The organism is Streptomyces sp. NPDC004539 (genome assembly GCF_040610055.1).
GTDB lineage: Bacteria > Actinomycetota > Actinomycetes > Streptomycetales > Streptomycetaceae > Streptomyces.
This window is the reverse complement of record NZ_JBEXLS010000020.1, coordinates 63,012-83,460: the sequence shown is the minus strand read 5'-3', so window position 1 is coordinate 83,460 and position 20,449 is coordinate 63,012. Positions and strand designations below refer to the sequence as shown.

The 20,449-nt window shown below is 71.2% G+C and carries 15 protein-coding genes and 1 pseudogene; 9 read left to right on the top strand and 7 right to left on the bottom strand.

Translation table 11 applies throughout. The features are described from left to right. Nucleotides 1-24 precede the first annotated feature (24 nt). From ABZX85_RS33815 to ABZX85_RS33800, 4 genes are all read left to right on the top strand, one after another. Nucleotides 25-1,143: an LLM class flavin-dependent oxidoreductase gene (locus ABZX85_RS33815; protein WP_355877229.1), complete on the top strand. Its 1,119-nt coding sequence runs from the start codon at nucleotides 25-27 to the stop codon at nucleotides 1,141-1,143. Between the two features lie 6 nt (nucleotides 1,144-1,149). Continuing rightward, complete coding sequence (locus tag ABZX85_RS33810) at nucleotides 1,150-2,880, top strand: D-aminoacylase (RefSeq protein WP_355877226.1); 1,731 nt, start codon at nucleotides 1,150-1,152, stop codon at nucleotides 2,878-2,880. Next, entirely contained in the window at nucleotides 2,877-4,328 is a 1,452-nt protein-coding gene (locus ABZX85_RS33805; protein WP_355877223.1) for an aldehyde dehydrogenase family protein, read from the top strand. The genes ABZX85_RS33810 and ABZX85_RS33805 overlap by 4 nt, the downstream gene beginning before the upstream one ends. Nucleotides 4,329-4,553: 225 nt before the next feature. Further along, complete coding sequence (locus ABZX85_RS33800) at nucleotides 4,554-5,345, top strand: alpha/beta hydrolase (protein ID WP_355877220.1); 792 nt, start codon at nucleotides 4,554-4,556, stop codon at nucleotides 5,343-5,345. Nucleotides 5,346-5,448: 103 nt separating this feature from the next. On the opposite strand, the pseudogene ABZX85_RS33795 reads toward ABZX85_RS33800, so the two are convergent. Together ABZX85_RS33795 and ABZX85_RS33790 are read right to left on the bottom strand one after the other, a co-directional pair. Next, nucleotides 5,449-5,842: pseudogene (locus tag ABZX85_RS33795) on the bottom strand (nitroreductase/quinone reductase family protein). A gap of 239 nt (nucleotides 5,843-6,081) precedes the next feature. Further along, complete coding sequence (locus ABZX85_RS33790; protein WP_355877217.1) at nucleotides 6,082-7,641, bottom strand: CehA/McbA family metallohydrolase; 1,560 nt, start codon at nucleotides 7,639-7,641, stop codon at nucleotides 6,082-6,084. Nucleotides 7,642-7,763: 122 nt separating this feature from the next. Here ABZX85_RS33790 and ABZX85_RS33785 point away from each other — a divergent pair, with 122 nt between their 5' ends. The 4 genes from ABZX85_RS33785 (at nucleotide 7,764) to ABZX85_RS33770 (ending at nucleotide 12,928) form a co-directional block, all read left to right on the top strand. Continuing rightward, nucleotides 7,764-8,630, top strand: a complete 867-nt coding sequence (locus ABZX85_RS33785) for a serine hydrolase domain-containing protein (RefSeq protein ID WP_355877214.1) — start codon at nucleotides 7,764-7,766, stop codon at nucleotides 8,628-8,630. Between the two features lie 103 nt (nucleotides 8,631-8,733). Continuing rightward, nucleotides 8,734-9,579 (top strand): TIGR03619 family F420-dependent LLM class oxidoreductase, encoded by an 846-nt coding sequence (locus tag ABZX85_RS33780; RefSeq protein WP_355877211.1) that lies wholly within the window; start codon nucleotides 8,734-8,736, stop codon nucleotides 9,577-9,579. Between the two features lie 58 nt (nucleotides 9,580-9,637). Further along, on the top strand, nucleotides 9,638-12,223 hold the full coding sequence (locus ABZX85_RS33775) for a bifunctional FO biosynthesis protein CofGH (RefSeq protein ID WP_355877208.1): 2,586 nt from the start codon (nucleotides 9,638-9,640) through the stop codon (nucleotides 12,221-12,223). Nucleotides 12,224-12,352: 129 nt separating this feature from the next. Continuing rightward, a complete protein-coding gene (locus ABZX85_RS33770; protein ID WP_355877205.1) occupies nucleotides 12,353-12,928 on the top strand; it encodes a hypothetical protein in 576 nt (191 codons plus the stop codon). 68 nt (nucleotides 12,929-12,996) lie between these two features. Here the strand turns inward: ABZX85_RS33770 and ABZX85_RS33765 are convergent, their stop codons facing one another. The 4 genes from ABZX85_RS33765 to ABZX85_RS33750 all read right to left on the bottom strand — a co-directional run bounded on the left by ABZX85_RS33765 (nucleotide 12,997) and on the right by ABZX85_RS33750 (nucleotide 17,442). Further along, nucleotides 12,997-13,452 carry a hypothetical protein gene (locus ABZX85_RS33765; RefSeq protein WP_355877202.1) on the bottom strand — a complete coding sequence of 152 codons (456 nt, stop codon included), beginning with the start codon at nucleotides 13,450-13,452 and terminating at the stop codon, nucleotides 12,997-12,999. A gap of 117 nt (nucleotides 13,453-13,569) precedes the next feature. Continuing rightward, nucleotides 13,570-14,706 (bottom strand): ADP-ribosylglycohydrolase family protein, encoded by a 1,137-nt coding sequence (locus ABZX85_RS33760; protein ID WP_355877544.1) that lies wholly within the window; start codon nucleotides 14,704-14,706, stop codon nucleotides 13,570-13,572. Between the two features lie 198 nt (nucleotides 14,707-14,904). After that, on the bottom strand, nucleotides 14,905-16,470 hold the full coding sequence (locus tag ABZX85_RS33755; protein ID WP_355877199.1) for a sodium:solute symporter family protein: 1,566 nt from the start codon (nucleotides 16,468-16,470) through the stop codon (nucleotides 14,905-14,907). 186 nt (nucleotides 16,471-16,656) lie between these two features. Next, nucleotides 16,657-17,442: an SDR family oxidoreductase gene (locus tag ABZX85_RS33750; RefSeq protein WP_355877196.1), complete on the bottom strand. Its 786-nt coding sequence runs from the start codon at nucleotides 17,440-17,442 to the stop codon at nucleotides 16,657-16,659. 74 nt (nucleotides 17,443-17,516) lie between these two features. Here ABZX85_RS33750 and ABZX85_RS33745 point away from each other — a divergent pair, with 74 nt between their 5' ends. After that, nucleotides 17,517-18,368, top strand: a complete 852-nt coding sequence (locus ABZX85_RS33745; protein ID WP_355877193.1) for a hypothetical protein — start codon at nucleotides 17,517-17,519, stop codon at nucleotides 18,366-18,368. Between the two features lie 45 nt (nucleotides 18,369-18,413). On the opposite strand, the gene ABZX85_RS33740 is transcribed toward ABZX85_RS33745, so the two are convergent. Continuing rightward, nucleotides 18,414-20,297 carry an MFS transporter gene (locus ABZX85_RS33740; RefSeq protein ID WP_355877191.1) on the bottom strand — a complete coding sequence of 628 codons (1,884 nt, stop codon included), beginning with the start codon at nucleotides 20,295-20,297 and terminating at the stop codon, nucleotides 18,414-18,416. Nucleotides 20,298-20,449: the final 152 nt, after the last annotated feature.

Below are 20,449 nucleotides of genomic sequence, written 5' to 3'. Positions count from 1 at the left end.
AACGGCTTGGGGTGGTGAACCTCCTTGGAATTCGGGCTCTTTGTTCAGGGATACGTCGGCAAGCGGGCCGAGACGGACCCGCTGGCCGAGCACAAGGCGCTGATGGAGGAGACCGAGTACGTCATCGAGGCGGACCGGTCGGGCTTCAAGTACGCCTGGGCGTCGGAACATCACTTCCTCGACGAGTACTCGCACCTCTCCGCCAACGAGGTCTTCCTCGGCTACCTGGCGCACGCCACCGAACGCATCCACCTCGGCTCCGGCATCTTCAACCCGCTCGCGCCGGTCAACCACCCGGTGAAAGTCGCCGAGAAGGTCGCCATGCTCGACCATCTCACCGGCAACCGCTTCGAGTTCGGCAGCGGCCGGGGCGCCGGCTCCCACGAGATCCTCGGTTTCATGCCGGGCATCACCGACATGAACCACACCAAGGAACTCTGGGAAGAGACGATCGCCGAGTTCCCGAAGATGTGGCTCCAGGAGGAGTACGTCGGATTCCAGGGCAAACACTGGCAGTTGCCCCCGAGGAAGGTGCTGCCCAAGCCGTACGGCAAGTCCCACCCGGCGATGTGGTACGCGGCCGGCTCGCCCCCGTCGTACGCGATGGCCGCCAAGAAGGGCCTCGGTGTCCTCGGGTTCAGCATCCAGAAGGTCTCCGACATGGAGTGGGTGCTGGAGCAGTACAAGACGGCGGTCGTGAACGCCGAACCGGTCGGGGACTTCGTCAACGACAACGTGATGGTGACGACGACGGCGATCTGCGCGCCCACCCACGACGAGGCGATCCAGGTCGCGGTCAACGGCGGCCTGCACTACCTGCCGTCGCTCGTCTTCCGCTACCACGACACCTTCCCGCGCCCCGAGGGCTTCCCCGTCTGGCCCGAGACCCTCCCCGAGTACACCGCCGAGTTCGTCGAACTCCTCGTCGAGGAGGAGCTGTTGATCTGCGGCGACCCGGACGAGGTACTGCGCCAGTGCAAGCGGTGGGAGCAGGCCGGCGCCGACCAGCTCAGCTTCGGACTCCCGGTCGGCGTGCCGAAGGAACAGACGCTCCAGACCATCCGGCTGATCGGGGAGCACGTCATCCCGAAGATCGACACGGACCCCGTGCACCGGACGACGCGGTTCCGTCAGGGGGCGTGACCGCTGATGCTCGATCACGTCATCAGGGGGGCCACGGTAGTTGACGGCACCGGTGGCCCCGCCCGCGTCACGGACGTCGGCATCCGGGACGGCCTGATCGCCGTCATCGGCCAAGTCACCGAGGAATCAAGGACGTTCGAGGACGCCACCGGTCTCGTCCTGTGCCCCGGCTTCGTCGACCCCCACACCCACTACGACGCCCAGCTCTTCTGGGACCCCTACGCCACCCCCTCCCTCAACCACGGCGTCACCACCGTCGCGGCGGGCAACTGCGGCTTCACCCTTGCCCCGTTGAACCCCGCCCGCCCCGAAGACGCCGACTACACGCGGCGGATGATGTCCAAGGTCGAGGGCATGTCCCTGGTCGCGCTGGAGGAGGGGGCGCCCTGGAGCTGGCACTCCTTCGGCGAGTACCTCGACGCCCTCGAAGGCCGCATCGCCGTCAACGCCGGTTTCATGGTGGGTCATTGCGCGCTGCGACGGCACGTGATGGGCGCCGACGCGGTGGGCGGGCAGCCGTCCGAGGAGCAACTCGCCGAGATCGTACGGCTGTTGCACGAGGCGATGGACGCCGGGGCCTGGGGCTTCTCCACCACCCAGTCCACCACCCACTCCGACGGCGACGGCCGGCCGGTCGCCTCCCGGCACGCGTCGCCCGCCGAACTCATCGCCATGTCCAAGGCGGTGGGCGAACACGAGGGCACCCAGATCGAGGCCATCGTCGCCGGCTGCCTCGACCAGTTCAGCGACGCCGAGATCGACCTCCTCGTCGACATGTCCGCCGCCGCCGGCCGCCCCCTCAACTGGAACGTCCTCACCATCGACGCCCAGGTCCCCGAACGCGTCCCCCGCCAGCTGCACGCGAGTGAGCGCGCCCGCAAGGCCGGTGGCCGCGTCGTCGCGCTCACCATGCCGATCCTCACACCGATGAACATGTCGCTCGGCACGTTCTGCGCGCTCAACCTCATCCCCGGCTGGGGTCCGGTCCTCGGCCTGCCTGTCCCCGAACGCATCGAGAAACTCGCCGACCCCGACGTCCGCGCCGAACTGCTGCGCCGCGCCCAGTCCAAGGAGGCGGGCGTCTTCCGCAGGCTCGCCGACTTCGGGCGGTACGTCATCGGCGACACCTACAGCCCCGAGAACGAGGGCCTCACCGGACGCGTCGTCCGCGACATCGCCGAGGAGCGGGGCCAGGACCCGTTCGCGACCCTCGTCGAGATCTGCTCCAACGACCAACTGCGCACGGTCCTTTGGCCGATGCCCCGGGACAACGACCCCGCCTCCTGGGCGCTGCGGGCCGAGACCTGGCGGCACGAGGACGTCCTCCTCGGCGGCTCCGACGCAGGGGCGCACCTCGACCGGATGTGCGGGGCGCCGTACACCACCCGGTTCCTCGGGGACTGCCTGCGCGGACGCGGACTCGTCGGGCTGGAACAGGCGGTGAGGATGCTCACCGACGACCCCGCCCAACTCTTCGGACTGCGCCGGCGCGGGAGGGTGGAGGAAGGGTTCCACGCGGACCTGGTCCTCTTCGACCCCGAGCGCATCGACGCCGGGAAGGCCACCCTCGTCCACGACCTGCCGGGCGACAGCCCACGCCTCGACTCCAAGGCGATCGGCATAAAAGCCGTATGGGTCAACGGAGTCGAGTCCCTCCGCGACGACGTCCCCACCGGCGCCGTACCCGGCAGGGTGCTGCGCTCCGGGACCGACACCCGCACGGTGAGCACCAAGTGACCGACGGACAGCGGCTGTTCGTCGGCGGGGAGTGGGTCGAACCCGACGGCGGGCACTACGAGGTGGTCGACCCCGCGACCGAGGACGTCGTCGGGCTCGCGCCCGAGGCGTCCGCCGCGCAGGCCCGCGACGCCTGCGCGGCGGCCCGCGCCGCGTTCGAGGGCTGGTCGCGCACCCGCCCCGAGGAGCGGGCCGCCGTACTCGCCCGCGCCGCCGACCTGATCCTGGCCCGCCGCACCGAACTCACCGACCTCGCCCGCGCCGAGACCGGGGCGACCACCGCGACCGTCCGCGCCATGCAACTCGGCGTCGCTGCCGCCCGGTTCAGGCGCTACGCCCGCGTCGAACCCGTCGAGTGGGCGATCCCCCCGCAGATCAACGACGCCGGGCCGATGGGGAAGGCCGCCGTGATGGGCGCGCTGGCGGTCCGGCAGCCCGTCGGCGTCGTCACCTGCGTCACCTCCTACAACAACCCCTGGGCCAACCCCGCCGGGAAGATCGCGCCCGCACTTGCCATGGGAAACACGGTCGTGGTGAAGCCCGCGCCCCAAGACCCCCTCTCCGTCTACCGGATGGCGGAGATCCTGGAGGCCGCCGGGGTGCCGCCCGGTGTCGTGAACGTCGTCTCCGGGGAGGCGGTCGAGGTGGGAGAGGAGACCGTCGCCTCGCCCGATGTCGACATGGTGAGCTTCACCGGGTCCACCGCCGTCGGCGTACGGATCGGCGAGGTCTGCGGGCGGGACATGAAGCGACAGCTCATGGAACTCGGCGGCAAGGGCGCCGCGTTGGTGTTCGACGACGCCGACATCGGATCGGCGGTCGCGGGGATCGGGACGACGTTCTCCTTCTACAGCGGGCAGATCTGCACGGCGCCGACCCGGGTCCTGGTCCAACGGGGCCTGTACGGCAGGCTTGTCGAGCAACTCGTCGCCTATGCAGGGCGGTTGACGCTGGGTGATCCCCGGCAGGCCGGGACCGTCATGGGGCCGCTGATCAGTGCCGCGCACCGGGAGCGGGTGCGGGCGCATGTCGAGTTGGCCGTGCGGGAGGGGGCAACTCCCCTGGTGGGCAAGGTCGTCGATCTTCCCGAGCGGGGTTTCTACCTCGGGCCGACCGTTCTCGCCGACTGCACCAACGCGATGCGGGCCGTCCGTGAGGAGATCTTCGGGCCCGTCGTCGCCGTCCTCCCCTTCGACGACGAGGAGGAGGCCGTCGCCCTCGCCAACGACTCCGACTACGGGCTCATCGACTACGTCTGGTCCGGCGACATCGCCCGCGCCTTCCGCGTCGCCCGTCGGCTGCGGGCCGGCGGCGTCGGCGTCAACACCGTCGGGCGGAACATGGAGGCGCCGTTCGGGGGGTTCAAGAAGAGCGGCGTCGGGCGGGACGTGGGGTCGTACGCGCTGCACGCGTACAGCGAGGTGCAGGCGATCGTGTGGCCGGGGTGAGGTGAGGGAGGGGCTCGGCGGCGGAGCCCTCGGCTCGGCGGCGGAGCCCTCGGCTCGGCGGCGGAGCCCTCGGCTCGGCGGCGGAGCCCTCGGCTCGACAGGGGAGCCCTCGGCCCGACGGGAGAAGGGCCTTCAGCTCGGCGGGGGAGCCTTCGGCTCGGAGGAGGGAGCCCCGTGGCCGGTTTCCGCCGGGCGAGGGGCCGCGTCATGGGGCAGTATCGGAGCATGGGTGATGTATCGGGCGTGATGGTCGCGGTCGACGGCGGCCAGGTCTGGGCCGAGGAGCGGGGCGAGGGGGACGGCCCGCCGCTGGTCCTGCTCCACCCCGGCGTCGGCGCCTCCGAGATCTGGGAGCCGGTGCTCGGCCCGCTCACCTCGCGGCACCGGGTGATCCGGTACGACGCCCGGGGGTACGGCCGCTCCCCGGCGCCCACCTCGTCCTACCGTCAGGACGCCGATCTCGCCCTGGTACTGGGTCACTTCGGCGTGACGAGCGCCGTGCTGGCCGGCTACAGCATGGGCGGGGCCACCGCGACCGCCTACACCCTGGACCACCCCGGGCAGATCGCCGCGCTCGGGCTCCTCGTCCCCGGAGTGCCGGGCTACCCCGAACCCGATCCGCCCGAAATGGCCGCGCAGGTCGAGCCGTTGGCGCTGGCCGGGGACCTCGACGGGCTGGCCGACCTGGGCATGTCGTGGTGGAGCGGGGCCGGGACGCCACCGGACAGCGAGGCCCGGCGGTTGCTGCGAGCGGTGATCGGCGGGTGGTTCACCTCGTACCAGTACGAGGAGCAACTCCCGGCCTGCTTCGACCGGTTGGGGGAGCTGGCGGTGCCGTGCTCGCTGCTCCTGGGGGAGAAGGACCAGCCGGTCGTCGTCAAGCGGAACGAGGTGATCGCCTCACGGATTCCGGGGTGCCGGCTGGTGCGGGAAGCCGAGTGCGACCACTTTCCCACGCTGCGGGTGCCGGAGACGGTCGTGGAGCTGATCGAGGGGCTGTACCGGGAACTGGGGTGAGAGGGGGGCGGGGCGGCACGCCGCCGGGGTACTACGGGTATGACAGGGGCTCGGGGGAGGGGAGGCGTGCGGGCGCGGCAGGGGTCTACGGGTATGACAGGGGTCAGCCCCTGTGGAGGTCCACCCGTACGGTCAGCAGGTCCGTCCCCAGTACCCGTACCGCCGTGCTGTTCAGCCTCGGCAGCTCCCGCAGCCGGGCCACCGGGTCGTCGTCCCGGAGGATGTGCGCCGTACCGGAGTACCAGCGGCCCCTGATCCGGACCCGGACCCTCGGGTCGGCCTTGATGTTCCGGACGTACTGGGAGCGGTCCCCGAACTCCGACACCAGCCAGAACGCGTCCCCGACTCGGCGACCGCCCAGCGGCGTGCGGCGCGGCAGCCCGGACGTCCGGCCGGTGGTCTCCAGGACGGGCTAGCGGCAGCCTGCGGATGAGGGGGTTGAGACGCCGCTGGACGGCGGTCGTGATCCGGTAGCGGCGGTCGGCGAGGCTGGACATCGGGGTCCTGACGGGTCGGGGCCGGGGCGTCGGCCGACGGGCGGGGCAGGGGCGGCACAGGAGGGGTACGACGGACAGGGCGGGCGCTGCCGGACACGGCACGTAGCCCCCGTCCCCCTCAGGTACCCCCGCCGATTCTCCCCCCGAGGTACCCCGCCCGCCTCCCCTCAGCCCCGCCCGCCCCTCCGCGGCCTTGCCAGCACCCTGCCTTGCCCGGCGGCCCCAGCCCTGCCCGCCCCTCAGCCCCGCCCGCACCCCAGGAACACCGGATTCGTCAGCGCCGCCAGCGCCCCGGGCAGCGGCGGCGCGGTCGCGGCGTGCCGGACCTCGGCCCGTACGTACGCCGCGTACGACGGCGTCGTGCGCCACTCGAAGACCCCGGACCCGGAGACCCCTACGGGATCGCCGGTGAACAGGACCCCCTGGTCGGTGACGAGCCGGACCACGCACCCCGTAACCCCTGAGACCTCCACCCGTACGACCACAGGGGTGTCCGCCCCCACCGCGAGCCGCTCCCCGATACCGGCGTGCTCCCCGCGCGGCCCGGTCGCGGTCAGCGCGACGGAGACGTCCTTGGACTCGGCGACGTACGACCGCCCCGCCCGGATGCCCGCCTGGACCGCCTCGCGCGTCAGGTCGTCGGCGAGGACGACGGTCTGGGGGAGCCCCACGACGTCGGGGTCGCGGTGGGCGTCGCTGTTGCCCATGGCCGGGAGCCAGTCGCGGCCCTCCCGCACGGCGGCGGCCAGCGTCGCGTCCCACGAGGCGAGCGCGACCTCGTCGTCCGGCGTGTAGGGGCCGTTCCACACCTCCACCGCGTCCGCCTCGCCGAACCCGAACTTCCAGGCGCAGCCGATGCAGGTGGCGTGCGGGTGCGCGGGGATGACGAGCCCGCCCGCGCGGCGGATCTGGCGGGCGAACCGCCCGAAGCGGTTGTCGCGGGCCCGGTAGCGCCAGTCGACGAAGGTGCCCGGGTCGGTGCCGAGCGCGACGACGTGGCCGGTGCGGGTGGTGATCTCCTCGCCGAGCATGATCAGCAGGTCGTCACCGGCCTGGTCGGCCCAATGGGCGTGCCCCGCATGGGTGTTGTGCTCGGAGGTGTTGATGAAGTCCAGCCCCGCCGCCCGCGCGAGCGCCGCGATCTCGGCGGGGGTGCGGCGGCCGTCGGAGTACCAGGAGTGCAGGTGGCAGTCGCCCCGGTACCAGGCCCGGCCCCGCCCTTTCGCCCGCTCCGGCGGGTACACGGCCCTAGGGGTCGTCCCGTACGACCCGTGGGTGAGGGTGACGGTGATCTCGTACGACAGCCCTTGCGGGGCCACGGTGTACGGGCCGAGCGCGATGGACCAGGTGCCCGGCCGGATCACCCCGGGGAGGTAGCCCGGGGTCGTGTCGTCGGCCCGTACGAAGAACTCGGTGCGGGCGCCCCCGGACCAGCCCCGGAAGCCCCGGCCGCCGAGCTGCGTGCCGCGTTCGTCGAAGAGGCCGATGTCCAGGGCGTTGCCGGTGGTGCCGGCCGGCACGGCCGGGCGGTCGTAGGTGTACGACACCCTGAACTCGCCGACCCCCGACGGGACTTCGACCGGTACGTACACGAAGTCCGGCGCCCCGGCGGGCAGCGTCCCCCGCACGGTCCGCGTCTGCTGTCGCCGTTCCCCGTCCCCGTCCGGCCGCGCTTCGGCCGGCTGCCCGGCCTGCTGCTCCTCGGCGGAGGCGAAACTCACCCCTCCGAGCGTCATCGCGGTGGCCGCACCCGTCACGAACAGGGCGCGTCTGCCGATCTCGTGAGCGTCCTCGCACATGCCACCAGTGTGGCGGAGAGGGGTGAACTCGCGGCGACCTGAAGGGAATCGGGGAGTGAGGCAGTCTGATGCGGGCGCCCCGGCCGGGGCCGGCCGAAGCGGGAGAGCGGGAGAGACGGACCATGCGCACACCGACGTGTCTGCTGGGCGGGGGCGGCATCCGCGAACGGGTCGCCCACGGCCACGACCCCGACCGGTTCGTGGAGATCGGGTCGATCACCAAGGTGTTCACCGCGACCGTCCTCGCCGGACTCGTGAAGGAGGGGACCGTCGCCCTCGACCTGCCGCTGGAGGAGTGCCTGGCGTCCGTCCCGAGAGGTACGGGTATCACGCTGCGCAACCTCGCCGACCACACGTCAGGACTCCCCCGGCTGCCCGTAGTACCCGTAGGACCTCCGGACGACCCCTACGCCGGGTTCACGGAGGCGGCGCTGGCCGGGCTGCTGCGGGAACTCGACCGGCAGGTCACCGGACGGCAGGGCGAGGAGGAGTACTCCAACTTCGGGTACGCGGTCCTCGGGCACGCGCTGACCGTCGCGGCGGGACGGCCGTACCAGCGACTCGTCGACGCGTACGTGCTGTCGCCCCTCGGCCTCGCCGCGGGCACCGTGACGGCGCGTCCCCCGGCCGGGTCGCGGCTCGTGCCGCGCGGGATGTTCGGGCGGGCCCGTCCGCTGTGGGACCTGAGCGGGCCGATCCTCCCGGCGGGCGGGCTGTGGTCCACGTGCCGGACCCTGGCGGACATCGTGGTCGCGCTGCTCGTCGAACGCCGGCTGGGAGAACCGGCGCTCGCGTGGCGGCGGGGGCCGGCGACCCTGTGGCACAACGGGGCCACCCGGGGTTCGTCCGTCGTGGCCGCACTGCACGACGACGGGCCGTGGCTGCTGCTGCACCGGCTCGGTGGCGCGCCGGCCGAGACGGACCGGCTGGCCCGAGAGGCCCTGCTCGCCGCGGTCTCCTCGCGGGGAGGTGACGGAACAGCCCCTTGAGCCTGTGATTCCGACCGGTCGGTATGGACAGTTCGGGCCGTTCCGGGTACAGATGAGGTCGACACCCGCGCCCAGGACGTCGTCCCCCCGGAAAGGCCGCCGTATGCGTATCTCGGTCACGATCTTCCTCACCGACGAGACCATCACGCCCACGCGTCTCGCCCGCGAGCTGGAGGACCGGGGCTTCGCCGGCCTCTATCTCCCCGAGCACACACACATCCCGGTCGACCGCACCACCCCCTACCCCGCGGGTGGGGGGCTACCCAGGGAGTACGGGAGAACCCTGGACGCGTTCGTCGGGCTCGGACAGGCCGCCGCCGTCACCGAACGGCTCGGGCTCGGGACCGGGATCACGCTCGTCGCCCAGCACGACCCGATCGACCTCGCGAAGCAGATCGCGACCGTCGACCACCTCTCCGGCGGGCGGCTCACGCTCGGGCTCGGGTACGGGTGGAACGTCGAGGAGGCCGCCGACCACGGCGTCGAGTGGCGGACCCGGCGGGAGCTGGTGCGCGACCGGATGGCCCTCATGCGGGCGCTGTGGTCCGAGGAACCGACCGGCTACGAGGGGAAGTTCGGGAGCGTACGGCCGTCCCTCGCGTACCCCAAGCCGGTGCGCGAGCCCCGGGGGCCGGTCGTCGGGCCCCGCACCCTCATCGGCGGCGGCGCCGGGCCCAAGCTGTTCTCCCACATCTGCGAGTACGCCGACGGATGGCTGCCGATCGGCGGACGCGGGCTCGGGGAGTCCCTGCCGGTCCTGCGGGCCGCCTGGGCGGAGGCGGGCCGCGAGCCGGCGGACCTCCAGGTGGTGCCGTACGCCGTCGTGCCGGAGGAGGGAAAACTCAAGTACTACGGGGAGTTGGGCATCGAGGAGACGGTCGTCCAGCTGCCCCCGGCGGGCGAGACGGAAGTACTACGGGTACTGGACGGGCTCGCACGCTTCCTGTGAGCGGCGGGGGCCGGTGGTACCCCGTCCCCTCTGAGCAGCCCGAACGTATGCTCAAAGGATGACGACTTCCGCGACCTCGGGAACCGGCCCCACCGAGAACTCCATGCGTCGCGCCCTCAAACGCGCCCGGGACGGCGTCGCACTCGACGTCTCCGAAGCGGCGGTGCTGCTCCAGGCGCGCGGCGAGGCCCTCGACGACCTCACCGCGTCCGCCGCCCGGGTGCGCGACGCGGGGCTCTCGGCGGCCGGCCGGCCCGGCGTCATCACGTACTCCAAGAGCGTCTTCATCCCCCTGACCCGCCTGTGCCGTGACAAGTGCCACTACTGCACCTTCGTCACCGTCCCGGGCAAGCTCCGCCGCGCCGGGCACGGCATGTTCATGTCCCCCGACGAGGTCCTCGACGTGGCCCGTAAGGGTGCCTCCCTAGGGTGCAAGGAAGCCCTCATCACCCTGGGGGACAAACCGGAGGACCGCTGGCCGGAGGCGCGCGAATGGCTCGACGCGCACGGCTACGACGACACCATCGCCTACGTCCGCGCCATCTCCGTCCGCATCCTGGAGGAGACCGGCCTGCTGCCCCACCTCAACCCCGGGGTGATGTCCTGGACCGACCTCCAGCGCCTCAAGCCGGTCGCCCCGAGCATGGGCATGATGCTGGAGACCACGGCCACCCGCCTGTGGTCCGAACCCGGAGGCCCCCACTACGGGTCCCCCGACAAGGAACCCGCGGTGCGTCTACGGGTACTGGAGGACGCCGGCCGCTCCTCCGTCCCCTTCACCTCGGGCCTGCTGATCGGCATCGGCGAGACCTACGAGGAGCGCGCCGACTCCCTCTTCGCGCTGCGCAAGGTCTCCCGCGCCCACCACGGCATCCAGGAACTCATCATCCAGAACTTCCGCGCCAAGCCGGACACGGCGATGCGCGGCATGCCGGACGCCGAACTCGACGAACTGGTCGCGGCCGTCGCCGTGTCGCGCCTGATCCTCGGCCCCGCCGCGAACATCCAGGCCCCGCCGAACCTGGTCGACGGCGAGTACGAGCGCCTCATCGGCGCCGGCATCGACGACTGGGGCGGCGTCTCCCCGCTCACCATCGACCACGTCAACCCCGAACGCCCCTGGCCGCAGATCGAGGAACTCACCCGCCGCTCCGAGGCCGCGGGCTTCGAGCTGCGTGAACGGCTGTGCGTCTACCCGGAGTTCGTCACCCGCGGCGAACCCTGGCTCGACCCCCGCCTCCTCCCGCACGTCCGCGCCCTCGCCGACCCCGAGACCGGCCTCGCGCTCCCCGACGCCGTCGTCGAGGGCCGCCCCTGGCAGGAACCCGAGGAGGTCTTCGAGTCGACCGGCCGCACCGACCTGCACCGCACGATCGACACCGAGGGCCGGACGGCCGACCGGCGCGCCGACTTCGACGAGGTGTACGGCGACTGGTCGGCCCTGCGCGAGGCCGCCGCCCCCGGCATGGTCCCCGAGCGCATCGACACCGACGTCCGCCAGGCCCTCGCGACCGCCGCCGACGACCCGACGAAACTCACCGACGCCGAGGCCCTCGCCCTCTTCCACGCGGACGGCCCGGCGCTGGACGCGCTGACCCAGATCGCGGACGACGTGAGGAAGTCGGCGGTCGGCGACGACGTCACGTACATCGTCACGCGGAACATCAACTTCACCAACGTCTGCTACACCGGCTGCCGTTTCTGCGCGTTCGCGCAGCGCCGCACGGACGCCGATGCCTACACCCTCTCCCTGGACCAGGTCGCCGACCGGGCCCAACAGGCATGGGAAGTCGGCGCAGTTGAGGTCTGCATGCAGGGCGGCATCCACCCCGACCTGCCGGGGACCGCGTACTTCGACATCGCGCGGGCGGTGAAGAAGCGCGTCCCCGGCATGCACGTGCACGCCTTCTCGCCCATGGAGGTCGTCAACGGCGCGACGCGCACCGGGCTTTCGATCCGCGAGTGGCTGACGGAGGCCAGGGCGGCGGGGCTCGACACCCTGCCCGGCACGGCCGCCGAGATCCTCGACGACGAGGTCCGCTGGGTCCTCACCAAGGGCAAGCTGCCCGCCGCCACCTGGATCGAAGTCGTCACCACCGCCCACGAGTTGGGGCTGCGCACCAGCTCCACGATGATGTACGGCCACGTCGACCAGCCGCGCCACTGGCTCGGCCACCTCCGCACGCTCGCCGGAATCCAGCAACGCACCGGCGGATTCACGGAGTTCGTGACGCTGCCGTTCATCCACACCAACGCGCCCGTGTACCTGGCGGGCATCTCCCGGCCCGGCCCGACGATCCGCGACAACCGGGCGGTGACCGCGATGGCGCGGCTCCTGCTGCACCCGTGGATTCCCAACATCCAGACCAGCTGGGTCAAGCTGGGCAGTGAGGGGGCGGCCGAGATGCTGCGGTCCGGGGCGAACGACCTCGGCGGCACGCTGATGGAGGAGACCATCTCGCGGATGGCGGGCTCGTCGTACGGGTCGTACAAATCGGTCCGGGACCTGATCGCCGTCGCGCAGGCGGCCGGGCGCCCGGCGAAGCCGCGTACGACGCTGTACGGCGAGGTGTCCGAGGAGCGGCAGCGGGCCGCGGAGGCGTCCGACGGGCATCTTCCCGAACTGCTTCCGGTCCTCGACTGAGCCTGGTGGGGCGCCTGTTGTGATCTTGGAACGGTACCTGAGGGGGACCGGTACCGGCCCGGCGGACAGGCGCTCCACAGTAGGATGATCCGACCCCCGAGGTGCGGGGGTCGGAGTCTGAGGAGTTGCGTGCCCGTGCCTGCCCTGCGGATTCCCTCGTGGGTCTGGGTCTCCGGTCTGACGGCCGGGGCGATCGTCGGCGTGGGCTTCCTGGCGCTTGAGGCGGACAACGGCGTGCACCCTCACCCGACGGCCGCGGCGAGCCCGAAGCCGACGGCCACGCCCAAGCAGTCGGTGAGCCCCGAGGCGGCCCCTAGTACTCCGGGACTACCCGCCAAGTCCGGCACGGGGCGCCGTATCGTCTACTCGCTCTCCGAGGACCGGGTCTGGCTGGTCGACGCGGACGACCAGTCCCGCCGTACGTTCGTGGTCTGGCCCGGGACGGTCGACCCCGCGCCCGGTACGTACACGATCTCCGTGCGGACCCCCGCGACCACCGGCTCCGACGGGGTCGCCGTCGAGCACGTCGTCTACTTCACGGTGAAGTCCGGCATCAACATCGCCTTCTCCAACGCCGTCGACGGCTCCTCCCCGCCGCCCGCCCCCGCCGGCACGCAGACCGGCGGCATCCGCCTCCACAAGGAGGACGGCACGGCGCTGTGGGCCTTCGGCGCGACCGAGACCAAGGTCAGGGTCGTCGAGTAGCCCGGAAGTCGTACGGGGCGACCCGGACACCCTGATCGGTGTGCCCGGGCCGGTGCGACCTCGGCGGGTCAGCAGACGGACATGTTGTTGAAGTCGTACGTCGCCGCGTTCGGGAACACGGTGATGACGTTGGGGTTGGCGGGGGCGGAGTACGTACCTACGTTGGGCCCCCAGAAACGGACTTGGGCTCCGCCGGTCTGGTTGTTGCGGACGGAGAGCGCATCGATGAAGTTCGAGAGCGACCGGGTACCGCACTTGTACAGGTGGAAGATGCTCTGTCTGCCGTCGCCCTGGCCGACCGATACACAGGCGATTCCTGATGCCCAGGAGCAAATCTTGAGCGCGTCCTCAGCATTCTTGCCACCCGGTATGTCCCGCTGCACCGACTCGCCCGAGTACAGGGGGGAGATGTTCGGCGTCCACGCGTTCGCAGCCGCCTGTGCCGGCGCCTGCGCCGCCAGCGGAAGAAGGAACGCGGCGATCAACGTCGCCACCGTCGCAGCCGCTCGTTTTCTGAGTCCCATGTGGTCTCCTCTGTAGTCCCGACCAGGCGACTCGAACGTAGACCGCACCAGGGACGACGTGACCCTGACAGCTATCAGGGTCGGGTGCTCGGGGTACGTCCACCCCTGTCTCCACCCCTACCCCCGCTCCAGCTCCGCCCCACCCCGCGGATACCGCGCCAGCCACCCCGGCGCCGCCCCCGCCGGGCTGTGCAGCGCCGGCCCCTGCGTCATCTCCATCGCGAAGTCGTCGGCGAGTTCGAGGAGCGTCGGCCGGCCTTCGAGCTCCGCGAGCCAGGCCGGCGGCAGGGCGGTCTCGCCGTGCAGGGCGCCGAGGAGGGAGCCCGTGAGGGAGGCGGTCGGGGCGGAGGGAGCGCTGTGGTTGACGGCGAGGCGCAGGCCGTGGCGGACGTCCTCGGCGACGAGCGCGCAGTAGACGGCGGCGGAGAGCAGTTCGGGGGCGCTGCCGGACCCGGCGAGTTCCTCGACTCGTACGGGGGTCGGCAGCCCTTGTCTGACCGCGCCGAGCCCGCGTTGCAGCGCCTCGGAGACGGGTTCGTGGCCGGGCCGCGCCGACAGGTGGGACAGGGCCCGCTGGACGGCGCTGTCGAGGCTGTCTCCCCTGGCCAGCGCGTGGACGGTGACCGCGTACGCCCCCGCCGCGAGGTACGCCGCCGGGTGGCCGTGGGTCTGCGCCGCGCACTCCACCGCGAGCTGCGCGACCAACTGCGGCTCCCAGCCGACCAGCAGACCGAACGGCGCCGAGCGGCCGAGCGCCTCGGGGCCGTCCGCCGCCGGGTTCTTCGGCGATTCGAGGGTGCCCATCCGCTCGTCCCCGAGCCCGATGAGCAGCGGGCGGGTCGGGTCGCGGCGGGCGTACAGCCACTCCTCGCGGGCCAGCCAGCCGTCGTCCTTGCGGCGTAGGTCGGGACCCCAGTCGCGCTGGGTCGACGCCCAGCGCAGATACGCGCGATGCAGGTCCGTGGGGGGATGCCAGGCGCCGGTGTCACGGCGGACCTGGGCGCGGATCAGGCCGTCGACGGTGAAGAGGGTGAGCTGGGTGAGGTGGGTGATCGCGCCGCGCCTGCCGTAGGCCGGGATGAGGTCGGCGACCCCCTCGACCCCGTACACCTTGAGTATCTCCTCGGCGGAGACCCGGTCCACCGGAGCCCCCAGGGCGTCCCCCAGGGCCCCGCCCAGCAGCGTGCCGCGTACCCGGCTGCGGAAGTCCTGTTGCTCGGTGCGGCCCCAGATGGGCCCGGCCGCCGTACCCACCACCAAGCCTCCCTGGCCCCGTCCGCCGTCCGTACGACACGATTCGCCACTGTAATCGAACGGGGACGGGGAGTTCAGGGTCTGCTCGGTATGCCCCCTGTGCCCGAAGGGCAAAGGTTTTCGGCCGTCCTCGCACCCTTTCCGCACATGCGGGAGGGGAGGGAGGACGGCCGAACGGCGTACCGCCGAGGTAGGGGGTCAGGTGCGCGGCGGGGAGGGGACCGGGTCCTGGTGCTCAGGTCCGTCGGCCTTGAGAGCTACCCCGTCGTCGTCGGAGTTGATCTTGTCGATGATCGCGAGGCGGCCCGGGGTGTCCTCGGGGCGCAGGAAACCGATGCCGATGTACAGGACCAGTGAGACGGCGAGCGGGACCGAGACCTGATACTGGAGAGGTACGCCGCCGTCGACGTTCCAGTTGATCGGGTAGTTGACGAGCCAGAACGCGAGCAGGCCCATCGACCAGCTGGTGAGCGCGGCGGTCGGACCGGAGCGGCGGAACGGCCGGAGCAGCCCGAGCATCATCGGGATGGCCATCGGGCCCATGAGCCCCGCGACCCACTTGATGACGACGGTGATGATGTCCTTGAACGCCGGGGAGTTGACCTGCGTCGCCGCCGCCATCGAGAGCCCGAGGAAGACGACCGTCGCGACGCGCGCGACCCGGAGTCCCTGTCCCGGGTCCCAGGTTCGGGCCCGCTTCCAGATCACCGGCGCGCAGTCCCGGGTGAAGACCGCGGCGATCGCGTTGGCGTCGGAGGAGCACATCGCCATCGTGTGGGAGAAGAAACCGACGATGACGAGCCCCAACAGGCCGTGCGGCAGGAGCTGTTCGGTCATCAGGCCGTAGGAGTCGGAGCCGTCCGGCTTGTTCGACTGCACGAGCAGCGGCGACATCCACATCGGGTAGAACAACACGAGCGGCCAGACCAGCCACAGCACCGCCGACAGCCGCGCGGACCGCTCCGCCTCCTTCGCGTCGCGGGTGGCCATGTACCGCTGGGCCTGGTTGAGCATGCCGCCGTTGTACTCGAACAGCTTGATGAAGAGGAACGCCAGCAGGAACACCGTGCCGTACGGCCCGACGAGCGGCTTCCCGTGTCCTTGCAGGGCCGGTTCGTCCCAGGCGCCGAAGAACCCGATGCCCTTGTCGTCGAGTTCGAGGACGACGGCGACGAACATCGCGATCCCGGCGAGGAGTTGGATGACGAACTGCCCCAACTCCGTGAGCGCGTCGGCCCACAGGCCGCCGATCGTGCAGTAGACGGCGGTGATGGTGCCGGTGATGAGGATGCCCTGGTTCAGCGAGATGCCGGTGAACACCGACAACAGGGTGGCGATCGCCGCCCACTTGGCGCCGACGTCCACGATCTTCAGCAGCATGCCGGACCAGGCGAGCGCCTGCTGCGTCTTCAGGTCGTACCGGTTCTTCAGGTACTCCAGGGGAGAGGCGACATGGAGCCGTGAGCGCAGCCGGTTGATGCGCGGCGCGAACAGCTTCGAGCCGATCGCGATACCGAGCGCGATCGGGAAGGACCAGGTGACGAACGAGGTGACGCCGTAGGTGTAGGCGATACCGGCGTACCCGGTGAACATCACCGCGCTGTAGCCCGACATGTGGTGCGAGATGCCGGAGAGCCACCACGGCATCTTGCCGCCCGCGGTGAAGAAGTCGCTGACGTCGTCGACCCGTTTGTGCGACCAGACTCCGATGGCGACCATCACACCGAAGTAGCCGATGAGCACGGCCCAGTCGAGACCGTTCATGTGCCCCCTTCCAGGGTTCGCCGTCGACGTGGGGGTTCAAGGCAGACAGGCAGGGCAGGCATGTGAACTCTGGGGGTGATGAGGTGCTCACAGCAAGCACAGGGCAGGTCAAGGGGGAGTAAAATCGTTCGGTGAGGTGACTTCAATTCCTGTACGTGAACACCCAGTTGGCCGGTGACGAGCCCCTCACCGCATCAGCTCGCCCGCGTTCACCAGCAACGACTGCCCCGTGATCGCCCGTGCCCGCGACGACGCCAGGAACACCGCCGCGTCCGCCACGTCACCGTCGGTCGCCAGCTCCGGCAGCGCCATGCGCCCCGCCAGCCGGCCCAGTACCTCGCTCTCGGGAACCCCCTCGGTCTGCGCGGTGAAGCGGACGTACGCCTCGACCGGCGGCCCCCACATCCACCCCGGCAGCACGGTGTTCACCCGGACCCGGTACGGGCCCAACTCCCTTGCCAGCGAGTACATCACGCTGGTCAGCGCCCCCTTGGAGGCGGCGTACGCGGCCTGCCGGACCTGCGAGGGCGCCGCCACGGCCGACTGCGTCCCGATGAACACCACCGCGCCCCCGCCCTCCTTCAGCGCCGGCAGGCAGGCCCGGGTCATCCGCAGCGTCCCCAGCAGGTTCACGTCCATGACGGACCGCCAGGTCTCGAAGTCGGCGTCCTCCACACCCCCGAAGTAGGAGTCCCAGGCGGCGACTTGGACGACCGCGTCGATCCCGCCGAACCGCGACACCGCCAGCTCGGCGAGGCGTGCGCACTGCCGCTCGTCGGTGATGTCGGTCGCGAGGAAGGCGGTGTGCGCCCCGTCCGGGTCGATGTCCCGCGCGGACTTGGCGAGTTGGGCCTCCGTGCGGGCGCCCAGGACGGCGTTCCCTCCTTCCCGCACGACGGCCGCCGCGACCTGGTGGCCCAGGCCCGCGCCGACTCCGGAGACGACGACGGTCCTGCCGGGCAGCAGAGACATGGGCCCTCCCTGAGACTTCCGCATTGTCTGACGGACCGTCAGAGTATGGGCGACCGCAGGAAAGGGGAACGTGCATGAGCGAGGGCAACAGCAGTGACCTGTACGCCGAGTTGGCGTCCGTGGGCCCCTACGGCGTCCACCCCGGCCACGCCCTGATCACCATGGTCGAACCGCACCCCGGACACGAGTACGCCTACAACCGCTGGTACGAGGACGACCACTTCTACGCGGGCGCGATGGCGATGCCCTGGATGTACGCGGGCCGCCGCTGGGTCGCCACCCGGGACCTCCAGCTCCTGCGCCTGCCCGAGAAGTCGGCCATCGCCCAGCCGGTCACCCAGGGCTGCTACCTCTCCACCTACTGGATCACCGACGGCCGCTACGCCGATCACATGCGCTGGACCGTCTCCATCAACAAGCGCCTCAACCACGACGCCCGCGTCTACCAGGACCGCACCCACGTCCTCACGGCCTTCCAGGACCACGAGACGACCGTCTACCGCGACGGCGCGGCGGGCCCCCGCGACTTCCACGCCCTGGACCACCCCTACCAGGGGCTGATCCTGGAGGTCCTGGAGACCGAGTCGCCCCAGCAGCGCACCGAACTCCTCCAGTGGCTGCGCACCCGGTACCTGTCGAAGACCCTGAAGGGTTCCCCCACCGCGCTGGTCACGATCTTCCGGCCCACCCCCCTGCCCGTGGACCGCATGTCGTACGTGCGGCAGGTCGAGGGCGTCGACACCCGGCTGACCCTCCTCTGGTTCCTCGAACAGGACCCCCGGGAGTGCTGGGCCGACCACTACGCCGACCACCACGCCGGCCTCGACGCCCGCCTCACGGAGTCCGGCCTCGGCAGGGTGGAGCTGGTGGCCCCCTTCATCCCGACGATCCCGGGCACCGACCGCTACGTCTCAGAGCTGCGCTAGCTCCCCGGTACTACGGGACACCCCGTACTACTCGGCTCGCCACGACTACTTGAGCTCGTCCGGACAAGGCGTCCCCCGAGGCAGCTGATACGGCGCCGCCAGCCGGTAGATCCCCGCCGACGGAGCCACCAGCATCGTCCACTTGTCCCCCTCCGTGTCCTCCTCGGTCTCGAAGAGGCAGCCGTGGAGGTTCTCGTACACCTTCGGCTCCCCCTCCGCACGGTGCTTGGAGGCTTCGGTCTCCTGGGGAGCCTTGAGGCTCTTGCCCTCCGCGTCGACGATGCTCAGCCACGGGGAGTAGGGGATCTTGACCAGAACACGCCCGGCCCGTTTCACGTCGATCGTCATCTCACCCTGCTCCGCCCGCTGGACCACCGCGTCGGGCTCGGCGAGCGGCGCCGGGTCGTTGACGCGGAAGAGCTGCCAGTTCGCGTCGCCCCAGATCTGCTTCAGGTAGGGCAGACCCCGCTGCACCAGCTCACGCTCGCGCTCGGCGCCGTCCCCGTCGGGCGCGTCCTTGGGGACGACGACGAAGTGGACGGCCCACCGCTTCAGCCATTCGTGGTAGTTCGCGGAGTTGAGGGTGTCGTCGTAGAAGAGCGGGTTGCGCTTCATGTCGGCCTGCCGGTTCCACCCGCGCGCGAGGTTCACGTACGGCGCGAGCGCGGACGCCTCCCGGTGCGAGCGCGCCGGGACCACCTCGACCCGGCCCTTCCCGGCGCCGACCTGCTGCAACTCGTTCACCAGCGGTGCCAGCTCACGCGCCCAGGAGGCGGCCGGGGTGGTCCGTACGACGTCGTCGACCGACTTGAAGCCGACCCACACCACGAACCCCACGGTCGCGATCACCAGCGCGTACCACTTACGGCTGCGCGGCACCGCGAACGGCAGCGCGCACGCCACCACGACCCCGCCGAACAGCATCGCGAGCCGGGTGATGTTCGACCCGATCTGCGAGCTGACGATCCACACGCCGAGCACGAACAGCCCGTACACGGCCGCCGTGATCCGGACCGTTTTCCAGTCCTTCGGCACACCCAGGAAGACGATCACCGAGTAGATGAACGGCAGCGAGGCGGACCCGATCGACATCGGCTGCGTCCCGGAGAACGGGAACAGCCAGGCGGAGACGCCGACGACGACGGCCGGCGCGATCCCCAGCGCCCACGCCCCCGGACGTCGCTTCTGCAAAAACAGCGCGACCGCGACCAGCCCCACGAAGAGCCCGGCGACCGGGGACGACATCGTCGCGAGCGCGGCGAGCGGCGCCGCCGTCAGCGCCTTCGCCCACCGCTTGTACCGCCACTTGTGCGGCCAGCAGAACACGGCGGCCACCGCGCCCAGCGCGAACATGTTCCCGAGCCCGAAGGTCACCCGCCCGCTCGCCGCGTTCGCCAGGAACGCGACGACCCCTATCAAAGCGGGCCAGACCGGGTTCTTCACCGGCCGCGAGCGCAGCAGGATCAGCGTGAGCAGGCCCGCGGAGAGCGTCCCCGCGATCATCATCGTCGTCCGCACGCCGAGGACGGACATCAGGTACGGCGAGATGATGCTGTACGACACCGGGTGCATGCCGCCGTACCAGGCGAGGTTGTACGCCGAGTCGGGGTGGCGGCCGACGAACTCCGCCCAGGCGTCCTGTGCGGCCAGATCGCCACCGCTGTTCGCGAACGCGAAGAACCAGAGCAGGTGCAGACCGCCCGAGAGGACGGTCATGGACAGGACGAGATGGCTCAGCAGCCAGGCCCGTACCCGTACGACCCCGGGGGCGGCCCAGAGTCTCGGCCAGAAGCCCGGTACGGCACTCACCGGGGGGTCCTCGGCGGCCAGCCGGTCATGGGAGCCGGACTGCGGCGCGGGCAGCCGTATTCGCGGGCCGGAGTCCGGGCCCGGGCCGGTGTCGTCGCGTGTCGGCTCCGCTGTGGCCACCTGTAGGCACTCCCCGTGTCCCGTCTTCTTCTCTCGCCCCCTACGGGCTTTCCCGTAAGACCGCAGGGTTACGACCGCAGGGTGAGCGGTCGTCGAGCCGTGTCCGTTTCGTGACGCTAGCACGCAGCCCGCCGGCCGGTACCGGGCGGTAC